This is a genomic window from Duganella margarita (assembly GCF_009857535.1).
GTDB lineage: Bacteria > Pseudomonadota > Gammaproteobacteria > Burkholderiales > Burkholderiaceae_D > Rugamonas > Rugamonas margarita.
The window spans coordinates 151,981-171,720 of sequence record NZ_WWCS01000013.1 but is presented as its reverse complement, the minus strand read 5'-3'; the positions used below and the strand labels follow the sequence as shown (position 1 = coordinate 171,720).

19 protein-coding genes and 1 rRNA gene are annotated in these 19,740 nt (G+C 61.7%); 9 read left to right on the top strand and 11 right to left on the bottom strand.

What is annotated here, in order from left to right; genetic code table 11:
• Positions 1-337 (bottom strand): 16S ribosomal RNA (locus GTP55_RS19895); the annotation flags it as partial.
• Positions 338-629: 292 nt separating this feature from the next.
• Positions 630-1,406, bottom strand: a complete 777-nt coding sequence (locus GTP55_RS19890) for an enoyl-CoA hydratase (protein WP_161046596.1) — start codon at positions 1,404-1,406, stop codon at positions 630-632.
• 126 nt (positions 1,407-1,532) lie between these two features.
• Between GTP55_RS19890 and GTP55_RS19885 the strand changes: the two genes are divergently transcribed.
• Positions 1,533-2,747 (top strand): MFS transporter, encoded by a 1,215-nt coding sequence (locus GTP55_RS19885; protein ID WP_161046595.1) that lies wholly within the window; start codon positions 1,533-1,535, stop codon positions 2,745-2,747.
• A 44-nt stretch (positions 2,748-2,791) separates the two neighbouring features.
• Complete coding sequence (locus tag GTP55_RS19880) at positions 2,792-3,229, top strand: universal stress protein (RefSeq protein ID WP_161046594.1); 438 nt, start codon at positions 2,792-2,794, stop codon at positions 3,227-3,229.
• On the opposite strand, the gene mltA is transcribed toward GTP55_RS19880, so the two are convergent.
• Together mltA and apaG are read right to left on the bottom strand one after the other, a co-directional pair.
• Entirely contained in the window at positions 3,226-4,473 is a 1,248-nt protein-coding gene (mltA, locus tag GTP55_RS19875; RefSeq protein WP_161046593.1) for a murein transglycosylase A, read from the bottom strand. The genes GTP55_RS19880 and mltA overlap by 4 nt on opposite strands.
• A gap of 95 nt (positions 4,474-4,568) precedes the next feature.
• A complete protein-coding gene (apaG, locus tag GTP55_RS19870) occupies positions 4,569-4,943 on the bottom strand; it encodes a Co2+/Mg2+ efflux facilitator ApaG/CorD (protein WP_161046592.1) in 375 nt (124 codons plus the stop codon).
• 158 nt (positions 4,944-5,101) lie between these two features.
• Between apaG and rpe the strand changes: the two genes are divergently transcribed.
• The 7 genes from rpe (at position 5,102) to trpC (ending at position 11,308) form a co-directional block, all read left to right on the top strand.
• Positions 5,102-5,767 (top strand): ribulose-phosphate 3-epimerase, encoded by a 666-nt coding sequence (rpe, locus tag GTP55_RS19865; protein ID WP_161046591.1) that lies wholly within the window; start codon positions 5,102-5,104, stop codon positions 5,765-5,767.
• Between the two features lie 2 nt (positions 5,768-5,769).
• Positions 5,770-6,453, top strand: a complete 684-nt coding sequence (locus tag GTP55_RS19860) for a phosphoglycolate phosphatase (RefSeq protein ID WP_161046590.1) — start codon at positions 5,770-5,772, stop codon at positions 6,451-6,453.
• A gap of 214 nt (positions 6,454-6,667) precedes the next feature.
• Positions 6,668-8,164, top strand: a complete 1,497-nt coding sequence (gene trpE / locus GTP55_RS19855) for an anthranilate synthase component I (RefSeq protein WP_161046589.1) — start codon at positions 6,668-6,670, stop codon at positions 8,162-8,164.
• 1 nt (position 8,165) lies between these two features.
• Entirely contained in the window at positions 8,166-8,729 is a 564-nt protein-coding gene (locus tag GTP55_RS19850) for an anthranilate synthase component II (protein WP_161046588.1), read from the top strand.
• A 17-nt stretch (positions 8,730-8,746) separates the two neighbouring features.
• A complete protein-coding gene (trpD, locus tag GTP55_RS19845) occupies positions 8,747-9,778 on the top strand; it encodes an anthranilate phosphoribosyltransferase (RefSeq protein WP_161046587.1) in 1,032 nt (343 codons plus the stop codon).
• An 82-nt stretch (positions 9,779-9,860) separates the two neighbouring features.
• Entirely contained in the window at positions 9,861-10,502 is a 642-nt protein-coding gene (locus tag GTP55_RS19840) for a LysE family translocator (protein WP_161046586.1), read from the top strand.
• Complete coding sequence (gene trpC / locus GTP55_RS19835) at positions 10,502-11,308, top strand: indole-3-glycerol phosphate synthase TrpC (RefSeq protein ID WP_161046585.1); 807 nt, start codon at positions 10,502-10,504, stop codon at positions 11,306-11,308. The genes GTP55_RS19840 and trpC overlap by 1 nt, the downstream gene beginning before the upstream one ends.
• Here the strand turns inward: trpC and GTP55_RS19830 are convergent.
• The 7 genes from GTP55_RS19830 to GTP55_RS19800 all read right to left on the bottom strand — a co-directional run bounded on the left by GTP55_RS19830 (position 11,305) and on the right by GTP55_RS19800 (position 19,716).
• Positions 11,305-12,477 (bottom strand): GGDEF domain-containing protein, encoded by a 1,173-nt coding sequence (locus GTP55_RS19830; RefSeq protein WP_229258066.1) that lies wholly within the window; start codon positions 12,475-12,477, stop codon positions 11,305-11,307. The genes trpC and GTP55_RS19830 overlap by 4 nt on opposite strands.
• A gap of 144 nt (positions 12,478-12,621) precedes the next feature.
• Positions 12,622-14,442: a M61 family metallopeptidase gene (locus tag GTP55_RS19825; protein ID WP_161046584.1), complete on the bottom strand. Its 1,821-nt coding sequence runs from the start codon at positions 14,440-14,442 to the stop codon at positions 12,622-12,624.
• The gene (locus tag GTP55_RS19820) at positions 14,442-15,008 is read right to left on the bottom strand and encodes a nucleotidyltransferase family protein (protein ID WP_161046583.1); all 567 of its coding nucleotides are present in this window, start codon (positions 15,006-15,008) and stop codon (positions 14,442-14,444) included. Before GTP55_RS19820 ends, GTP55_RS19825 begins: the two co-directional genes overlap by 1 nt.
• A gap of 5 nt (positions 15,009-15,013) precedes the next feature.
• Complete coding sequence (locus tag GTP55_RS19815) at positions 15,014-17,248, bottom strand: xanthine dehydrogenase family protein molybdopterin-binding subunit (protein ID WP_161046582.1); 2,235 nt, start codon at positions 17,246-17,248, stop codon at positions 15,014-15,016.
• Between the two features lie 10 nt (positions 17,249-17,258).
• Positions 17,259-17,717, bottom strand: a complete 459-nt coding sequence (locus GTP55_RS19810) for a (2Fe-2S)-binding protein (protein WP_110846622.1) — start codon at positions 17,715-17,717, stop codon at positions 17,259-17,261.
• Between the two features lie 28 nt (positions 17,718-17,745).
• Positions 17,746-18,474: a DsbC family protein gene (locus GTP55_RS19805; protein WP_161046581.1), complete on the bottom strand. Its 729-nt coding sequence runs from the start codon at positions 18,472-18,474 to the stop codon at positions 17,746-17,748.
• Positions 18,475-18,495: 21 nt separating this feature from the next.
• Positions 18,496-19,716: an FAD-dependent monooxygenase gene (locus tag GTP55_RS19800; protein WP_161046580.1), complete on the bottom strand. Its 1,221-nt coding sequence runs from the start codon at positions 19,714-19,716 to the stop codon at positions 18,496-18,498.
• Positions 19,717-19,740: the final 24 nt, after the last annotated feature.

Sequence of the window (19,740 nt, the reverse complement as noted above, 5' to 3'; positions counted from 1 at the left end):
GTAGGAGTCTGGACCGTGTCTCAGTTCCAGTGTGGCTGGTCGTCCTCTCAGACCAGCTACTGATCGATGCCTTGGTAGGCTTTTACCCTACCAACTAGCTAATCAGATATCGGCCGCTCCAGGAGCATGAGGTCTTGCGATCCCCCACTTTCATCCTTAGATCGTATGCGGTATTAGCGTAACTTTCGCTACGTTATCCCCCACTCCAGGGTACGTTCCGATATATTACTCACCCGTTCGCCACTCGCCGCCAGGTTGCCCCGCGCTGCCGTTCGACTTGCATGTGTAAGGCATGCCGCCAGCGTTCAATCTGAGCCAGGATCAAACTCTTTAGTTTAATCTCTGTTTGTGACCACTGCTGGTCACTGGTTCGCTCTTCTCAAAAATACTGACAGTATTTCTACTGAATATTTCTTTGTTGAGCATTTAATGCTTTTTGTTGCAGCATCAAACGCCCACATTTATCGACTGTAAATTTTTAAAGATCATTCTGTACTGCATGCTGACAAAGCGTTTTGTCTGTCAGCGAAGAAGGAAGAGTATGAAGCGTTTGCAGCATTTCGTCAACCTTCTTTTTCCCCGCTTAACTCAGCATTTACATGCGTTGCCTTGCGAGGGACCGAATCATATCAAAGCCCCTCGAAGTTTGGCAAGCGCTTTTCCAAGAAAGCTTTCATGCCCTCTTTTTGCGCCGGCGTGCCGAAGCCGGACTGGAACAACTGGCGCTCATATGCCACGCCTTGCGACAGCGTGGTTTCAAAGGCGCGGTTGACCGCATCCTTGATCTGCATGGCCACCGAAGTCGGCATGGCGGCGATCTGTTTGGCGGCGGTCAGCACTTCTTCCAGCAGCTTATCGGCCGGCACCACGCGCGACACCAGGCCGATGCGCTCGGCTTCGGCGGCATCAATCGTCCGGGCGGTCAGCAACAGGTCCATGGCCTTGGCCTTGCCGATGGCGCGCGGCAGGCGCTGGGTGCCGCCGGCGCCGGGCGTCACGCCGACCTTGATTTCCGGCTGGCCGAACTTGGCGTTGTCCGCAGCGATCAGAAAGTCGCACATCATGGCCAGTTCGCAGCCGCCGCCCAGCGCGTAGCCGGCCACGGCGCCCACCACCGGTTTGCGGATGCGCAGGATGTGCTCCCAGTTGCGGCCTATATAGTTGTCGCGATGGGTGTCCGGGTAGGTGTAGTCCACCATGGCGGCGATGTCGGCTCCTGCGGCAAACGCTTTCTCGCTGCCGGTCAGCACGATGCAGCCGATGGCCGGGTCGGCGTCGAACTTATATAAAGCGTCGCCCAGCTCGTTCATCATATTGTCGTTGAGCGCATTCAGCGCCTTCGGACGGTTCAGACAGATCAGGGCTACTTTGTCGTGCACTTCAACGATCAGGTCTTCATATGCCATACGTTCCTCCAGGTGGAAAATTTACCGGCCGATTGTAGCGCCTATCTCCGCCGCTGGTATGATTGAAATTTGGCAACCTGCATTCAAGAGTCTCCCATTCTTAACGCCCTCAGCAACGACGAATTGATGCGCAACGGCGATTTCCGCCGTTACTGGTCGAGCGCCATCCTGAATGGCTTTGGCAGCTATATCAGCGGACTGGCGCTGCCGCTGTGCGCGGTGCTGCTATTAAAAGCCTCGCCGGCGCAGATGGGCATGATGGGCGCGGCGGCGGCGCTGCCGTTTGCGCTGCTGGCCCTGCCCGCCGGTGTGTTCCTCGACCGCAACCGAAAACTGCCGATCCTGCTGGCCAGCAAGGCGATCCAGGCCACCGCCCTGGCCAGCATCCCGCTGGCATGGTGGCTGGGTCTGCTGACGGTGGAGTGGATGTATGTGGTGTCGTTCGTTACCGGTGCCTGCGCTGTGGTGGGCGGCGGCGCCGAGCAGGTATTCCTGACCAATATGATCGGCCGCGACAAGCTGACCGACGCCCAGTCCAAGTTCACCGCCACCGATTCCATCGCCCGCCTGGTGGCGCCGGGCTTTGCCGGCCTGCTGATCCAGTGGCTGACCGCGCCCTATGCGGTGCTGCTGAACGCCTTCGGCTTCCTGGTCTCGATCAGGCTGCTGCGCAAGCTGAAGGCCAACGATCCCAAGCCGCCGCCGTCCAACAAGCATCCGCTGCGCGACATCCACGACGGCATCCTGTTCATCTGGCGCCAGCCGCTGCTGCGCGCGCTGGCCTGGGCCTCGGGCTGCTGGCATCTACTGTTTTATGGTTTTGTGGCGCTGCATGTGATTTTCGCCACGCGCGAACTGGGCATGAGCGCCGGCATGCTGGGCGCGGCGCAGATGGTCGGCGGGGTCGGTGTGCTGGCCAGCTCCCTGCTACTGAAGCCGCTGACCCGGCGCTATGGCGCCACCGGCGCGATGCTGTTCGGCATGGGGCTGTGCACGGTGGCCTACATCGTCACGCCGCTGATCCCGGCCAATCTGTTCGGCTATCCGCTGGCCAGCGCCATGCTGTGCGCCGCCATGTCGTTTTTCCTCGATTGCGGCGTGATGCTGTTCCTGCTGCCCTACACCACGCTGCGCCAGCAGGTCACGCCGGACGCCTACCTGGGCCGCATGATGTCGACCATGCGCTTCCTGACCGGGGCGATCGCGCCGCTCGGCGCGCTGGCCGGCGGCTACCTCGGCGAACACTTCAGCATCCGCACCGGCCTGGCCTGCGTGGCGGCCGGCGCCATCGTGCTGATGATCGTCCTGGCGCTGTCGCCACCCGTGCGCCAGAAAAGCTGACTAGCCAGTAGGCTGGCTCCAGTGTTCAATGACAGGAGTTAGCCATGTTCAAATCCATTCTACTGCCGACCGACGGCTCCGAGCTGTCCGACAAAGCCACCGCGATCGCGGTGGAATTCGCCCGCCTGCACCAGTCGCGCATCACGGCGCTGACGGTGATCCAGCCGCTGCTGCTGCCATCGCTGGGCGACAGCGGCGCCGTGGCCGACGCCGGCCAGTACGAAATCCAGATGCAGGACGCCGCCCGCGCCCATATCGAGCGGGTGGCGGCGGCCGCCAATACGGCCGGCATACCATTTGAGGGCGTGATTGCGATGTCGCCCAATCCCTATGAAGAGATTGTGGCCGCCGCCGAGAAGTACGGCTGCGACCTGATCATGATGGCGTCGCACGGCCGCAGTGGCCTGAGCAAGCTGCTGATGGGCAGCGAAACCCAGAGCGTGCTGTCGCACACCACGCTGCCCGTGCTGGTTTTGCGTTAGATCTTTTTAGGCAGCAGCACCCAGACGCTGCCGCGCTGCTTCATGCGGCCCGCATTCTCGGCCGCCTCGGCGCCAAAGCCGAAGAAATAGTCGACCCGGATTGCGCCACGGATGGCGCCGCCCGTATCCTGCGCCATCACCAGCCGCTGCAGCGGAATATCGCTGTTCGGCTGGGTGGTGGACAGGAACACCGGCGCCCCCTGCGGCAGCTGGGTGGCGTCGATGGCCACCGAGCGTTGCGGCGTCAGCGGCACGCCCAGCGAACCTTTCGGCCCCACTTTCGGATCCGGCAGGCGCTCCTCTTTAAAGAACACATAGCTCGGATTGGCGTTGAACAGCTCCTGCATGCGGGTCGGATGGCCGGCGATCCACGCCTTGATGCCCTGCGCCGAGGCCTGCTCCAGCGTCAACTCGCCCTTCTCCACCAGATACTTGCCGATCGATTTATACGGCTGGCCATTCTGGTCGGCATACGCCACGCGCACGGTTTCGCCGGTGTCGCTCAGCTGCACGCGGCCCGACCCCTGCACCTGCAGGAAGAACGATTCCACCGGATCATCCACCCACAGCAGCTCCTTGCCGCTGAAATTGGCCGACTCGATATCGGCGCGGGTCGAATACGGCACCACCTTCTTGCCCACCAGTTTACCGCGCAGGCGCATGCCCTTCAGTTCAGGGTAGACGCTGGCCAGGTCGATGGTCAGCATATCGTCCGGCACCTTGTACAGCGGGGTCTGGTACGGGCCGCCCTTCTTGCGGGCGCCGTGCAGCAGTGGCTCGTAGTAGCCGGTGATCAGGCCGTCGGTGGCGCCGTCGGGGGCGATCACCTGGTTCGGCTCCAGGAAAGCTTCAAAGAAGGTGCGGATGGCTTTTTCATCGTTGCCGTTGACGGTGCGCGCCACGGTGCACGATTCCTTCCACAGCGCCTGTTTGATCAGCACCGAGCATGACGACATGAACGCCGGCCAGGCGGCGCGCAGGTCGTCGCGTTCCCAGCCGGGCAGCTGGGCGAAGGTGGCCGGCACCATTTGCAGCGCGCCCGGCTTGGCCGGTTCCGCCGGCGGCGTTGGCGTTGGCGTTGGCGTTGGCGTTGGCGTTGGCGTTGGCGTTGGCGGCACCGGCACGAACACCGGCGGCGCCGGCTGGGCCGGTTTTTCAGGCGGCAGCGGCGTGGAAGTACAAGCGGCCAGCGCCAGCGCGACGACGCTCAGCGAAACGGGTAGACTACGACGTGGAGATAACATAAAGGCTAACTATGTGGGTATTAATGGTGGAAGCGGGCGTGGCGTTTTTCCTGCTGGTGTTCATCGTCTGGTGGACCATGAAGGGCAAGAAGTGATCAATGCAGCGTGCGCGGCAGCGACAGCACGAATTCCGGGATCTTGACTTCGAACTGGTGACCATCCTCGGCCACGCAGAAATATTCGCCAACCATCGAGCCCTGCGTGGTTTGCAGCGCGGCGCCGCTGGTGTATTCGAACACTTCGCCTGGCTGCAGCAGCGGCTGATGGCCGACCACGCCCAGTCCGCGCACTTCTTCCACATGGTTGTTGGCGTCCGTGATCACCCAATGGCGCGAGATCAGCTGCGCCGCCACCGTGCCGGTGTTTTTGATCGTAATCGAGTACGTAAACACAAAATTAGTGCGTTCCGGGTCCGACTGGTCCGGCAGGTACTGGGTTCTGACCGACACGGTAAATTCATAAGTGGGCATCAACATTCCTCTAAAAAGCAAGCTTGGCGATCATATATCGCCAAGCATCCATTGCACCGCAAATCCGCCCTGTATGCAAGGACGGCGCACCTGAAAACAGGCGCAATGGCGTGGACCAGCGTAAAATAACGCATCTTTTTCAATGCCAGCCCAACGCCATGACCACTTTCCGCATCGCTCCCAGCATCCTGTCCGCCGACTTCGCCCGCCTGGGTGAAGAAGTCCGCAACGTCGTATCGGCCGGCGCCGACATGATCCACTTTGACGTGATGGACAACCATTATGTTCCCAACCTGACCATCGGCCCGCTGGTGTGCCAGGCGATCCGTCCGCACGTGGAAGTGCCGATCGATGTGCACCTGATGGTCAAGCCGGTCGACCGCATCATCCCGGACTTCGCCAAGGCCGGCGCCAACATCATCACCTTCCACCCGGAAGCGTCGGACCACATCGACCGTTCGCTGCAACTGATCCGCGACCACGGCTGCAAGGCCGGCCTGGTATTCAATCCGGCCACCCCGCTGAGCTACCTGGAACACGTGATGGACAAGATCGACATGATCCTGATCATGTCGGTCAACCCGGGCTTCGGCGGCCAGTCCTTCATTCCGCACGCGCTGAAGAAAATCGCTGAGGCGCGCCGCCTGATCGACGATTCCGGCCGCGACATCCTGCTGGAAGTCGACGGCGGCATCAAGATCGACAACATCGCCGCTGCCGCTGCCGCCGGCGCCGACACCTTCGTGGCCGGCTCCGCCATCTTCGGCCAGCCCGACTACAAGGCCGTGATCGACGCCATGCGCGCCAACCTGGCCAAGGCATAAGAATGAGCGTACTGGCAGGCGTGCGCGCCGCAATCATTGACCTCGACGGCACCATGCTGGACACGATCCCCGACTTCCACGTCGCGATCAACGGCATGCGCGCGGAACTGGGCCTGGGCCCGATCACGCAGCAGCAGATCGCGCTGATGGTCGGCAAAGGCTCGGAAAACCTGATCCGCTCCGTCCTGGCGCTGGATTGGGACGCGGACCGCATCGAGGCAGCGTTTGCGCCAGCGATGGACGCCTACCAGCGCCACTACCTGAGCATCAACGGCAATCACAGCGTGCTGTATCCGGACGTGATCGCGGGCCTGACCGCCCTGAAGGCGCAGGGCCTGCGCCTGGCCTGCGTGACCAACAAGCCGATCGCCTTCACCACGCCGCTGCTGAAGCAGAAAGGCCTGGACGGCTTTTTCGAGGTGGTCTACGGCGGCGACTCGCTGCCGCGCAAGAAGCCGGACCCGCTGCCGCTGCAAACCGTGTGCGCCGACTTCGACCTGCCGCCATCACAGGTGGTGGCCATCGGCGACTCCTCCAACGACGCCCAGGCCGCGCGCGCCGCCGGCTGCCCGGTGCTGACCGTGCCATATGGTTATAACCACGGAGAGTCTATACACGACATCGATTCCGATGGTATAGTTAATACGCTGCTAGAAGCGGCAAGCCTGATCCGTTCGCATAATTAACCGTTAGCTGAACCAAACCTGACCGAAATGTCTCTCACCAAAAAACACACCGTCAACCAAACAGGCTCGATTGAGGCCTGGCTTTGGCGACGCTGGCAATCCTGGCAAAACTGAGCCGAATTGATTGCTGTCGTCCGCATTCCCATGCGCGACAGGTTTTTTGAACACACCACCGCTGGCACACCTCCTTATTCCGGCGGCATGGAGAGAAGATATGACCGAACTCGAATTCAAATCGTTGGCCACCGACGGCTATAACCGCATCCCGTTGATCGCGGAAGCCTTCGCCGACCTCGAAACCCCGCTCACGCTGTACCTCAAACTGGCGCAGACCCAGAACGCCGGCAAGAACACCTTCCTGCTGGAGTCAGTAGTGGGCGGCGAGCGTTTCGGCCGCTACTCCTTCATCGGCCTGCCGGCCACCACGCTTCTGCGCACCTTCGGCAACCGCACCGAGATCGTCAAGAACGGCACGGTGATCGAGACCCACGACGGCAATCCGCTGGACTTCATCGAGACCTACCAGAAGCGCTTTAAAGTGGCGATCCGACCCGGCATGCCGCGTTTCTGCGGCGGCCTGGCCGGCTACTTCGGTTACGACACCGTGCGCCACATCGAGAAAACCCTGGCCAACGGCGCGCAGAAGGATGACCTGGGCCTGCCTGACATCCAGCTGATGGTGACCGAGGAACTGGCCGTCATCGATAACCTGAGCGGCAAGCTGTATCTGATCGTCTACGCCGACACCACGCAGCCGGAGTCGTATTCGAAAGCCAAGCAGCGCCTGAAAGACCTGCGCGTGATGCTGCGCCGTGGCGTTGAAGCGCCGGTGACCAGCGCCTCGGTGCGCACCGAAGCCGTGCGCGAATTCGCCAAGGAAGATTATCTGAAAGCCGTCGCCCGCGCCCACGAATACGTGCTGGCCGGCGACTTGATGCAGGTGCAGATCGGCCAGCGCATTCGCAAGCCGTATGTCGATTCGCCACTGAGCCTGTACCGCGCGCTGCGTTCGCTGAATCCGTCGCCGTATATGTACTTCTACAATTTCGGCGATATGCAGATCGTCGGCGCCTCGCCGGAGATTTTGGTACGCAACGAGACCGCGCCGGATGGCGAGAAAAAAGTCACGCTGCGTCCTATCGCCGGTACCCGCCCGCGCGGCGCCACGCCGGAACGCGATGCGGAACTGGCCAGGGAACTGCTGGCGGACCAGAAGGAAATCGCCGAACACGTGATGCTGATCGACCTGGCGCGCAATGACCTGGGCCGCATCTCGGAAATCGGCAGCGTCAAGGTCACCGACCGCCTGATCATCGAAAAATACTCGCATGTGCAGCACATCGTCTCCAACGTCGAGGGCAAGCTGAAAGACGGCCTGTCCAACCTGGACGTACTGCGCGCCACCTTCCCGGCCGGCACCCTGACCGGCGCGCCGAAAGTGCGGGCGATGGAAGTCATCGACGAACTGGAAATCTCCAAGCGCGGCATCTACGGCGGCGCCTGCGGCTACCTGTCGTTTGGCGGCGAGATGGACGTGGCGATTGCGATCCGCACCGGCGTAATCAAGGACGGCAACCTGTACGTGCAGGCCGCCGCCGGCATCGTCGCCGACTCGATCGCCGAAATGGAATGGCAGGAAACGGAACACAAGGCGCGTGCGGTGCTGCGCGCCGCCGAGCAAGTGCAAGATGGTCTGGATGGGGAGTTCTAACATGCTGCTGATGATCGACAATTACGACTCCTTCACCTACAACATCGTGCAGTATTTCGGCGAACTGGGTGAAGACGTGCGCGTCTACCGCAATGATGAAATCACGATTGCGGAGATCGAGGCGCTGAATCCGGACCACATCTGCATTTCGCCAGGTCCGAAAGACCCGTCGCAGGCAGGTATCTCCATCGAGGTGCTGAAGCACTTCGCCGGCAAGAAGCCGATTCTGGGCGTGTGCCTTGGCCACCAGGCCATCGGCGAAGCGTTCGGCGGCAAGGTAATCCGCGCCAGGCAGGTCATGCATGGCAAAACTTCTTTAATCGCGCATACGGGTGTGGGCGTCTTCAAGGACCTCCCTTCTCCCTTCACAGTGATCCGGTATCACTCGTTGGCCATCGAGCGCAGCTCGCTGCCGTCCTGCCTGGAAGTGACGGCATGGACCGACGACGGTGAAATCATGGGCGTGCGACACAAGGAATACGACATCGAGGGCGTGCAGTTCCACCCCGAGTCGATCCTGTCGGAACACGGCCACCAACTGTTGAAGAACTTCCTCGTCCGCTGATTAAAGAAGGAAAAGCCATGCCTATCACCCACCAAGAAGCGCTGGTGCGCTGCATCGAACACCGCGAGATTTTCCACGACGAGATGCTGCACCTGTTCCGCCAGATTATGTCCGGCGAAATGTCGCCGACCATGATCGCGGCCCTCACCATGGGCCTGCGCGTGAAAAAAGAAACCATCGGCGAAATCGCCGCCGCCGCGCAAGTGATGCGCGAGTTCTCCACCAAGGTGCCGATGGCCGACACCACCGGCCTGCTGGACATCGTCGGCACCGGCGGCGACGGCGCGCACACCTTCAACATCTCCACCACCGCAATGTTCGTCGCGGCGGCGGCCGGCGCGCGCGTGGCCAAGCATGGCGGCCGCAGTGTATCGTCGTCGTCGGGCAGCGCCGACGTGATCGAATCGCTGGGCGCCAACATCAACCTGAAGCCGGAGCAGATCGCGCAGTCGATCGCGCAGACCGGCATCGGCTTCATGTTCGCGCCTAACCACCATGCGGCCATGAAGCATGTGGCGCCGGTGCGCAAGGAACTGGGCGTGCGCTCGATCTTTAATATTCTGGGACCGCTGACCAATCCGGCCGGCGCGCCGAATATCCTGATGGGCGTATTCCACGCTGACCTGGTGGGTATTCAGGTGCGCGTGCTGCAACGCCTCGGCGCGCAGCACGCCATCGTGGTATATGGCCAGGACAATATGGACGAGGTGTCGCTGGGCGCCGCCACCCTGGTCGGTGAACTGGTGAACGGCGAGATCCGCGAATACGAGATTCACCCGGAGGATTTCGGCATGCAGATGATCGCCAGCCGCAACCTGAAGGTGGCCGATGCGGAGGAATCCAAGCAGCGCATGATGGAAGCGCTGCGCGGCGAAGCCGGCCCGGCCTACGATATCGTGTCGCTCAACGCCGGCACCGCACTGTACGCGGCCGGTGTGGCCAGCTCGATCGAAGATGGCCTGAAGCGCGCGCGCTTTGCGATTACCTCCGGCGCGGCGCTGCGCAAGATCGATCAATTCGTCCAGGTTACACAAAACCTCGGCAGCTAACGCGTCATTCCCGCGCAGGCGGGAATCCATACGGCCTATGGGGTCCCGCCTGCGCGGGAACGACGGGGCGAAGGATAACGATATGTTTGGAATTCACGATCTTACGCTGTTTATCATCTCGGGCCTGCTGCTGAACCTCATGCCCGGACCCGATTCGCTGCTGATCATGACGCGCAGCGCGGCGCAGGGCTGGCGCGCCGGATCGGCCGCCACGCTGGGCATCTGCACCGGCACCATGGTGCATATCCTGGCTGCGGCGCTGGGCTTGTCGGCATTGCTGTCCACCTCCGCCGCCGCGTTCACGGTGGTGAAGTGGATCGGCGCGGCCTACATCGTCTACATGGGCATCGGCATGCTGCGCGCGAAGCTGCGCGACGAGGAACCGCAAGCAGAGGCGCCAGCGGTGCAGCCGCTCGCGTGGCGCAAGATCTTCCTGCAGGGTTTTCTGACCAACGTGCTGAATCCCAAAGTGGCGCTGTTCTTCCTGGCGTTCGTGCCACAATTTATCGCGGCCGATTCCAGCAACAAGCCGCTGGCCTTCATCATCCTCGGCGCGATTTTTAATTTTAATGGCATGCTGTATTGCCACGGTTTGGCCTTATTCACCGCTTTTGCCAGCACGCGCTTGAACATCAAGCCGCTGGTGTCGCTGTGGCTGAACCGCACCATGGGTGGCCTGTTCCTGGCCCTCGGCGTGCGCCTTGCACTCTCGGAGCAACGTTAATGTCTGATATTCTGAACAAAATCCTGGCCGTGAAAGCCGACGAAGTGGCAGCCGCCAAAAAATACCGCAGCTTCCCCAGCCTGCGCGACGAGGTGGAATCCAACGCCGAACTGCGCGCCGGCCTGCGCGGCTTCGAAGCCAGCCTGCGCGCCAAGATCGCCGCCGGCCACGCCGGCGTCATCACCGAAATCAAAAAGGCATCGCCGTCCAAAGGCGTGCTGCGCGCCGACTTCCGTCCGGCGGAAATCGCCGCCAGCTACGAGGCCAATGGCTCCGCCGCGCTGTCGGTGCTGACCGACGAGCAGTTCTTCCAGGGTTCCGTGGCCTACCTGCAGCAGGCGCGCGCCGCCTGTTCGCTGCCGGTGCTGCGCAAGGACTTCATGGTCGACGTCTACCAAATCTACGAAGCACGGGCGATGGGCGCCGATGCGATCCTGCTGATCGTCTCCGCGCTGGATCACGGCCTGATGGTGGAAATGGAAGCCGTGGCCCACGAACTGGGCATGGACGTGCTGGTGGAAACCCACGACAGCGACGAACTGACCGCCGCGCTCAAGCTGAAAACCGCGCTGGTGGGCGTCAACAACCGCAATCTGCGCACCTTCGAGGTCTCGCTGGAGAACACTCTCGGCCTGCTGGACCGCATGCCGCCGGAAAAACTGGTGATCACCGAATCCGGCATCCTGGCGCCGGCCGACGTGCAGCGCATGCGCGCCGCCAATGTGCACGCCTTCCTGGTCGGCGAAGCCTTCATGCGCGCGCAAGACCCGGGCGCCGAGCTGGCGCGCCTGTTCGAAATGAACTAAGCCCTGGCCGCAGCCCGCAGCGGCTGCACCACTTCGGCCGCAACCTCGTAACGGTTGCGGCCTCTTTCCTTAGCGCAATACAACGCCTTGTCGGCGCGGATAAGCAGGTTGTCCAGGCTTTCGTCTGCGCTGGTCTGGCACGCCACGCCGATGCTGACGGTGTATGGCGGCACGCCCGGACGGGCGGTGCACAGCGCCGACTGGATGCGTTCGGTGATGTGCAGCGCCCGATCCAGCCCAGTGGCCGGCAGCAGCACGACGAATTCCTCGCCGCCGAAACGCGCCACGTGGTCCGACACGCGCAAGGCTTTGGCAATCATTTGCGCCACATCGACCAATACCCGGTCGCCCACGGCGTGACCGTGATTATCGTTAATCCGTTTAAAATAATCGATGTCGATATTCAGCATCGTCAGGAATGTTTTTTCCCGGCGCATCAAGGCATGCTCCTTGGCGTAAATATCGGCAAAGCCGCGACGGTTTAAAGTCTGGGTTAATGGGTCCAGCGTCGAGCGGCGTTCCAGCGTAATTTGCAGACGGCGCGTGCAAACGGTCATAAAACCCACTGTCATCATCAGGGTCATGAAATGTGCGGTAGCCAGATACAGGCTGGCGAAGGTGCCGGCGCCAAGCAGATTAACATCGCTATTACTGGTCACCGCCAATACGCCGCGCACACCGACCATCATGGATTCTATCGTCATCAGGGTAACGAAAAACCACATCGAGAAATGATAATCGCCATGTTTCAATATGACGTAGATGGCACGCGCATGCAATATAAATACGACGACAGAAGAAAGCGCCACACGGATACTGAAACTGGGCGTAATCCATAGCCAATACGCCAGCAACACAGCGATTAATATCCAGCTCGAGTGGAATATCCACCAGGATGGTCGCACCTGGTAAAAACGCTCGGTGCCGATCATCATTAATCCTAATCCCCAGGTCATTACCACGTTGGAGAATAAGAGCACGATATCGGATTTGCCGTGCAGCGCGAACAGCACCACGCCACTTACCAATAATACCAGCGCCTGTGCCCATTCGCGCAAGCCGTGGATTTCCTTGGGAAAGTTTAAATAGGCGGAGTACAGCACCACGCTCATGGCAGCAGCCATGAGCGTTGCCATCAGCAGTATGGTGTTTGGATCGGGCAAATTCATGTGCGGCGATTCTAAACCACAAATCCGCGCGAATGGAAATTTCGCCCGAGTCACGCCGGAACTTGGCGAGTACATGCCAAAAATTGGCATGGAATGGGCGAAAAAAAGGCCGCATCGGTGGATGCAGCCTTTTCCAGCGTTGTTTTAGCGGCTGGCGCTCGGGCGTAATGGACCGGCTGATTTCTTTCCTGCGGCTTCCACCGTCAGGGTAATGCCTGGCGCCCGGTCGCCTTGCAGCGTCAGGTCAAAGCGCATTAATTCATCGCGGCGGAAGGCATAAACTTCCACCGTTTCGCCAACCGCATAACGGGACAGCAGCGTATCCAGATTCGTCGCGGTAACGCGCAAGCCATCGACGGCAATCAGAATATCGCCGGCCGATAATCCGGCCTGCTGGGCAGCGCCATTCTCATGGACGGCGGACAGTTTGCAATCATTGCCGTCCTTGCCCAGATTGGCGTCGAAACTCGGCTTGGACGATTTACGTTCATCATTATATTTAAGGCCGAATGGCGCCAGCAATTTAGCCAGCGGCAAATCTTCCGTACCGCGAATATATTTATCGAAGAATGGCTTGAAGCGGCCACCGCTGATTTCATCGAATAAGACTTCCGCCTCTGCCGGCGTTACGCCACGGCCGCCACCAGTATAAAAATCGCGGCCATAACGCTGCCATAATGCACGCATTACATCATCCAGCGATTTCTCACCACCGGTTTTGGCGCGAATACTCAGATCCAGCGCCAAACCAATCAGCGAACCCTTGGTGTAATAACTGACGATAGCATTGGGTGCATTTTCATCCTGGCGATAATATTTACCCCAGGCGTCGAAACTGGAATCGGCCACGCTTTGTTTGGTGCGGCCGGAGCCGCGCAATACACTGCCCACGGTTTTACCCAGCAATTTGAAATAAGCAGGCTCGCCGATAATTCCGGCGCGCACCAGCATCAAATCATCGTAATAACTGGTAAAGCCTTCAAATAGCCACAGCAGCGGCGAATAATTCTCGACCTGCAGGTTATACGGCGCAAACGCGGCCGGCTTGATGCGCTTGACGTTCCAGGTGTGGAAGTACTCGTGACTGCACAGCCCCAGGTATTGCAGGTAGCCGTCGCTGATGTCCTTGCCCCTGGCCGCCGTGGTCGGCAGGTCGCCGCGGTTGCAGATCAGCGCGGTCGAGGCGCGGTGTTCCAGGCCGCCGTAGCCGTCGCCCACCGCCATGGTCATGAAGACGTAGCGGTCCATCGGCGCTTTTTTGGTTTTCGGCTCGAAGAAGGCAATCTGCGTTTCGCAGATTTTTTTCAGGTCGGCGCTCAGGCGCGCCAGATCCAGGTTCGGCACGCGGCCGGTGATGACGATGTCGTGCGGAATGCCATGTGCCTTGAAGGTGGCCAGCGCAAAATCGCCCTGCTCCACCGGATGGTCGATCAGCTCATCGTAGCTGGACGCGATATAGGTGCCATATCCATAACGTTTCGCTTTCAGCTCCGGCAGCGAGGTGGCCACGCGCCAGCCGGCGGCAGCTTCGTCGGCCGGACGCTGGATGTCCACCACGTGCGGCAGTTCTTCCTGACCCAGCACGCGCAGGAAGGTGCTGGTGCCGTTGAAGAAGCCATGGTTCTGGTCCAGATGCGCGGCGCGCACCGACAGATCCCAGGCATAGACTTCATAGTGCACCGTCAGCGCGGCGCTGCGGTCGGCCAGCGGCGCGGCCTGCCACGAATGCTTATCCAGCTTGGTCAACTCGACCGGCTCGCCCTTCGATTCGGCGCGGATGCGGACGATATTTCGCGAAAACTCGCGAATCATATAGCTGCCAGGTATCCACGCCGGCAGCGCGAAAATCTGGCCGCCTTCGGCCGGCGCGGCCACCGTCACCGAAACGTGGAACAGGTGCGCCGCCAGATCATGGCCAACGATGGTATAGGCGATAGCCGGGAGGGTTTTGCTCGGTTTTTTCATCATAAATCCTGTTTTGTGTCGATGTCGCGCACCACGCCTTCGTCATCGACCACCACTTCGCTCACTGCATGGCTCTTTAAAATCGCGCGCGCGCCCTGGTCGCCTTCCAGCGCCAGCAGCAACGGCAAATGATAGGAACTGAAGGCGACCGGATTACCGCGCCGCCCTTCATACACCGGCGCCGCAATGCGCGCGCCACGTTCTATTGTAGCGGCCAATGCGCGCATGGTGTCTGGCCTTACGAAGGGCATGTCGCCCAGGCCGATGAGCCACCCTTCGGCGCCCTTGGTAAATTCGATTGCGGTAATCAGGGATTCGGCCATACCCAGGTCGGCGTCGGCGCACACGCGCACCTCGCAACCGAGACGGCCCAGCAGCGCGGCGACCATGTCGTCGCCCTCGCGCACCACCGCCAGCACGCGAGGGAGCGCGGCCAGCATATTTCTGGCGCTGGCGGCGACGACAAATTCACCATCGGCCAGCGTTTGCAGCAGTTTGTTTTCTACGCCGGACGGGTCGAAACGTCGACCGCGTCCGGCTGCCAGCAGAATGCCGACTAACGCCATCCGGCTCAGGCGCTCGCCAGATCGAACGGCAGTTTGCGCAGGCGCTTGCCGGTCAATTTGAACAAAGCATTGGCGAAGGCCGGCGCCAGCGGCGGCAGGCCTGGTTCACCCATGCCGGTTGGCGGATCGTTCGACGGCACGATATGCACATCGATCACCGGCATGTCCGTCATGCGCGCCACGGTGTAGTCGCTGAAGTTCTGCTGCTCGACCACGCCGTCCTTCAGCGTGATGGCGGCGCCCGACAAGGTCATGCCGAGGCCCATCAGCGCCGCGCCCTGGATCTGCGCTTCGATGGTCAGTGGATTGACCGCCGTGTTGCAGTGGACGCCCGCCGTCACCTTGTGCAGCTTCGGCGTGCCGTTTTTCACGGACGCCACCACCACATAGGCGATCACGGTGTTGAACGACTCATGCACCGCCACGCCGTAGGCCTGGCCCTTCGGCAAAGCCTTCTTGCCGTAGCCGGATTTGGCCACTGCCAGGTCCAGCGCGGCAATATGGCGCTTGCCCTTCTCGCCTACCAGCTTTTTGCGATACGCCACCGGGTCCATCTTGGCCGCATGCGCGGCTTCGTCGATCAGGGTCTCCATCACAAACGCGGTATGGGTCGAGCCGACCGAACGCCACCACAGCACCGGCACGTTGGCCTTGACGGTGTGCGCGCTCAGGTTCAGCGGCACTTCGTACGGTTCGCCCATGCCTTCAACCATGGTCGAGTCGACGCCGTTCTTGACCATCATCGGCTCAAACGGCGTGCCGCTGGTGATCGACTGGCCGACGATCACGTGATCCCATGCCACGATCTCGCCCTTGGCGTCGATGCCGATGTCGGCGCGGTGCACGTGCGACGGACGGTAGTAGCCGCCCTTGATGTCGTCCTCGCGGCTCCAGATCACCTTGATCGGCTGCTTGTGACCTGCGGCCTGCCATACCTTGGCGATATTGACCGCTTCCACCAGATAATCCGAAGTCGGCACCGCGCGGCGGCCAAAGCCGCCACCGGCCATCATCGTGTTCAGCACCACCTGCTCCGGCTTCAGGCCGGCGGTGGCGGCAATCGCGCCCTGGTCGACGGTCTGGAACTGCGAGCCGGCCCACACCGTGCAGCCATCCTTGCGCAGGTCGACCACGCAATTCAGCGGCTCCATCGGCGCGTGCGCCAGGTACGGGAACTCATAGACAGCGGAGATTTTCTTCGCCGCGCCGGCCAGCTTGGAGGTATCGGCGGTGCGCACCGGATTGCCCGGTTTCTGCGCCAGCGCCTTGTACTCGGCTACCTGCTTCTCGCTGCTGACTTTATCGACGCCGCTGGTATCCCAGTCGATGACCAGCGCATCGCGCGCGCTCTTGGCCGGCCAGTAGCCGTCGGCGATCACCACCACGCCGCTGCCGCCACGGTCGGTCTTCACTTCCAGCACATCGATCACGCCCTTGATGGCCTTGGCCTTGCTGGCGTCGAATTTGGCAACCTTGGCGCCGAACACCGGCGGCCGCGCAACGACAGCGACCTTGCTGTCCGGCGCCTTGAAGTCGATGCCGAACTGCTGCTTGCCGGTCGATTTGGCGCGCGCGTCCAGACGCCTGGTCGGCTTGCCGATCAGCGTGAAGTCCTTCGGATCTTTCAGCGTCACGGTGGCGGGCACCGGCTGCTTCATGGCCGCATCGGCCAGCGAACCGTAAGTGGCCTTCTGGCCGGCAGGGCCGATCAGCGTGCCCTTGACGGTCTTGATCTGCGCCGCCGGCACCTTCCACTGCTCGGCCGCCGCCGCGATCAGCATCTGGCGCGCCTTGGCGCCGATTTCGCGGTACTGCGTGTACGAGTGGGCGATACTGCCCGAGCCGCCGGTGATCTGGATGCCGAACGCAGGATCTTTATATTGATCGCCAGCCGGCGCCAGCGCGCCGCGCACTTGCGACCAGTCGGCGTCCAGTTCCTCCGCGATCAGCATCGGCAGCGACGTTTGCACGCCCTGGCCGAACTCCAGGCGGTTGACCTGCACCGTCACCGTGTTATCCGGCGCGATGTGGAGGAAGGCGTTCGGTTCGTAGACCTTGGCCGGCGCCTGCTGCGCGTTGGCCCAGCGGCCCGCGCCGGGCATGAAGAAGCCCAGTACCAGCCCGCCGCCGGCGACTGCGCCGGCTTTCATGAAGCCGCGGCGCGACACGCCCGCCGCCGTAGCGGAACCGCTTACCAAAGGGGTGGCAACTGAGCCTTGATTTAGCCATTCGATACGCATGCTGGTCTCCTCAGGCAATCGCTTTGGCAGCGTCTTTGATGGCAACGCGGATGCGCTGATAGGTGCCACATCGGCAGATATTCCCGGCCATGGCGTTGTCGATCTCGGCGTCCGACGGATTCTTGTTGGTGCGCAGCAGCGCGGTGGCGCTCATGATCTGGCCACTCTGACAGTAACCGCATTGCGGCACGTCGATCTTGACCCATGCGTCCTGCACGGCCTTGCCGACCTTGTCGGCTTCCATCGCCTCGATGGTGGTGATTTTCTGGCCCTCGGCCGCCGAAATCGGCGTTACGCACGAGCGGATCGCCTGGCCGCCCAGGTGCACGGTGCAGGCGCCGCACAGCGCCATGCCGCAACCGAACTTGGTGCCGGTCATGTTGAGGTTATCGCGCAAGGCCCACAGGATGGGCGTCGATGGATCTGCGTCCACCTGTACATCCTTGCCGTTGATGTTCAAAGTGATCATGTGAATCTCCCTGGTTGGACTACTACAGTTACTGCTTAACTTTGCTGAATTTTTCTTCCAGCGCTTTAGCATCGATCGCGCCAGGGATGCGCGATCCGTCGGCGAAGAAGATCGCCGGCGTGCCCTGGATGCCCAGTTTGTGGCCCAGCTCCACCACGGCGTCATTCGGCGCTTCGCACTTGGCGTCCGCCACCGCTGCGGCTTTGCCGCTCACCATCCAGTCGTCCCAGGCCTTGCTGCGGTCCGGCGAGCACCAGATGTTCTTCGACTTGACGAAGGAATCATCCGACAGGATGTTGTACATGAAGGTGTAGATGGTGACGTTGTCGGTTTCCTTCAGCGTGGTCTGGCGCAGGCGCTTGCAGTAGCCGCAGTTAGGATCCTCGAACACCGCGATCACGCGCGAGCCATCGCCTTTGACGGTCTTGATGGCTTTGTCCAGCGGCAGGTCGGAGAACTTGATCTTGGTGATATCGTCGATGCGCTCGCGCGTCAGGTCGGCGCCGGTGGACAAGTTGAAAATATGACCATTGATCAGATACGTCGCCGTCTTGTCGGTGTACAGAATGTCATTGCCGATGCGGACTTCATACAGGCCGCTGTATGGCGTCTCGGTGATCGAATCGACCTTGACGTTGACGCCAAGGCGCGGCTCGATCAGCTTCTTGATCGCTTCGGCGCTCGGCGGGGTTTGCGCGCCAACGCAGGATGCCATCAACACCGACAACGACAGCAAAACGGACTTACTCTTTCTCATAACTTCTCCGGTAACGACTGACTACTTGCCCATCGCGTGAGAGATCAGGCGACGCTTCAGCACAGGTAATTTATCCAACAAGTTTAATCCGAAATTACGAACCACGCGCAGGGGCTCGATATCGGTCTCGAAAAGGCGCGCCAGACCATCGGTGGTCACCTGCATCAGCAGCACGTCTTCCTTGCGCGCGCGCGCATAGCGGGCCAGCACGCGGTCGTCGCCGATGCCGCGCTGCGGCTCGCGCTCGGACAGGGTCTTGATCAACTGCGCCACATCGCCAAAGCCCAGGTTCATGCCATGGCCGGCCAGCGGATGCACCACATGGGCGGCGTCGCCGATCAGCGCCACGCGCGGCGCCGTCATCGCGTGCGGCCGGATCAGGCGCAGCGGGAAATCGCGCACCAGCTCCGGCTGCAGCGGCGTCAGGGCGCCCAGCTTCTCGCGCGCGAACACCGCCAGGCGGTCGGCGATCTGCTGCGCCGACTCGGCGCGCAAGGTATCGGCCAGCTGCTCCGGCGCCGACCACACCAGCGACACCTGATTCCCCGGCAGCGGCAGCAAGGCGACGATGCCCTCGGCGCCGGTGAACCACTGATGGGCGGCGCCATGGTGCGGCAGTTCGCAGGCAAAATTGGACACCACGGCGCGCTGGTTGTAGCTGCGGTAATCGAGGCCGATGTCGCACTGGCCGCGCACCCACGACTGGGCGCCGTCGGCGCCGACCACCAGCGCGGCGCGGATGCTGGTGCCGTCATCCAGCAATACCGTGGCGCGGTCGGCGTCGCGCAGCAGACCGGTGGCGCGGCCGGTGGCCGTCTTGACGTTCTGGGCGAAGCGCAACGCGGCGTCCAGTGCCTGGTTCAGGTTGCGGTCTTCCAGGATCCAGGTCAGCGCGTTGGTGTGGGCGCCGTAGGCGTCGAACGCCAGGCCGCCGGCATGCGGGCCGTCGCCATGGACGATCATCGCATCGACCGGCGCCACCCGCGTGTGGTCCAGCGCATCCCACACCTTGAGCGACGACAGCAGATGATGCGCGGTGTGATTGAGCGCATAAACGCGCGCGTCCCAGCCCGGATCGGCCGCCACTGGCGCCGGTGGCGGCGAAGGCGGCCCCAGCAACGTCACACTCAGGCCGGCCTGGGCCAGGCCCAGCGCCGCGGTCTTGGCAATCGCGCCATTGCCAACTATGCAAATATCAGTTTCGATCACGCGCAGCGCCGCGGAGGTGGTGGGCTTATTCATCCGGCCATTATAGCGTTTGTGATG

Coding starts and splice junctions, on each gene's coding strand:
- GTP55_RS19890 (WP_161046596.1), bottom strand. CDS start 1,406: ATGGCATATGAAGACCTGATCGTTGAAGTGCACGACAAAGTAGCCCTG.
- GTP55_RS19850 (WP_161046588.1), top strand. CDS start 8,166: ATGCTGCTGATGATCGACAATTACGACTCCTTCACCTACAACATCGTG.
- GTP55_RS19825 (WP_161046584.1), bottom strand. CDS start 14,442: ATGAAAAAACCGAGCAAAACCCTCCCGGCTATCGCCTATACCATCGTT.
- GTP55_RS19880 (WP_161046594.1), top strand. CDS start 2,792: ATGTTCAAATCCATTCTACTGCCGACCGACGGCTCCGAGCTGTCCGAC.
- trpC (WP_161046585.1), top strand. CDS start 10,502: ATGTCTGATATTCTGAACAAAATCCTGGCCGTGAAAGCCGACGAAGTG.
- GTP55_RS19840 (WP_161046586.1), top strand. CDS start 9,861: ATGTTTGGAATTCACGATCTTACGCTGTTTATCATCTCGGGCCTGCTG.
- mltA (WP_161046593.1), bottom strand. CDS start 4,473: ATGTTATCTCCACGTCGTAGTCTACCCGTTTCGCTGAGCGTCGTCGCG.
- apaG (WP_161046592.1), bottom strand. CDS start 4,943: ATGCCCACTTATGAATTTACCGTGTCGGTCAGAACCCAGTACCTGCCG.
- GTP55_RS19810 (WP_110846622.1), bottom strand. CDS start 17,717: ATGATCACTTTGAACATCAACGGCAAGGATGTACAGGTGGACGCAGAT.
- GTP55_RS19885 (WP_161046595.1), top strand. CDS start 1,533: ATGCGCAACGGCGATTTCCGCCGTTACTGGTCGAGCGCCATCCTGAAT.
- GTP55_RS19830 (WP_229258066.1), bottom strand. CDS start 12,477: ATGAATTTGCCCGATCCAAACACCATACTGCTGATGGCAACGCTCATG.
- GTP55_RS19820 (WP_161046583.1), bottom strand. CDS start 15,008: ATGGCGTTAGTCGGCATTCTGCTGGCAGCCGGACGCGGTCGACGTTTC.
- trpE (WP_161046589.1), top strand. CDS start 6,668: ATGACCGAACTCGAATTCAAATCGTTGGCCACCGACGGCTATAACCGC.
- GTP55_RS19805 (WP_161046581.1), bottom strand. CDS start 18,474: ATGAGAAAGAGTAAGTCCGTTTTGCTGTCGTTGTCGGTGTTGATGGCA.
- GTP55_RS19860 (WP_161046590.1), top strand. CDS start 5,770: ATGAGCGTACTGGCAGGCGTGCGCGCCGCAATCATTGACCTCGACGGC.
- GTP55_RS19800 (WP_161046580.1), bottom strand. CDS start 19,716: ATGAATAAGCCCACCACCTCCGCGGCGCTGCGCGTGATCGAAACTGAT.
- rpe (WP_161046591.1), top strand. CDS start 5,102: ATGACCACTTTCCGCATCGCTCCCAGCATCCTGTCCGCCGACTTCGCC.
- trpD (WP_161046587.1), top strand. CDS start 8,747: ATGCCTATCACCCACCAAGAAGCGCTGGTGCGCTGCATCGAACACCGC.
- GTP55_RS19815 (WP_161046582.1), bottom strand. CDS start 17,248: ATGCGTATCGAATGGCTAAATCAAGGCTCAGTTGCCACCCCTTTGGTA.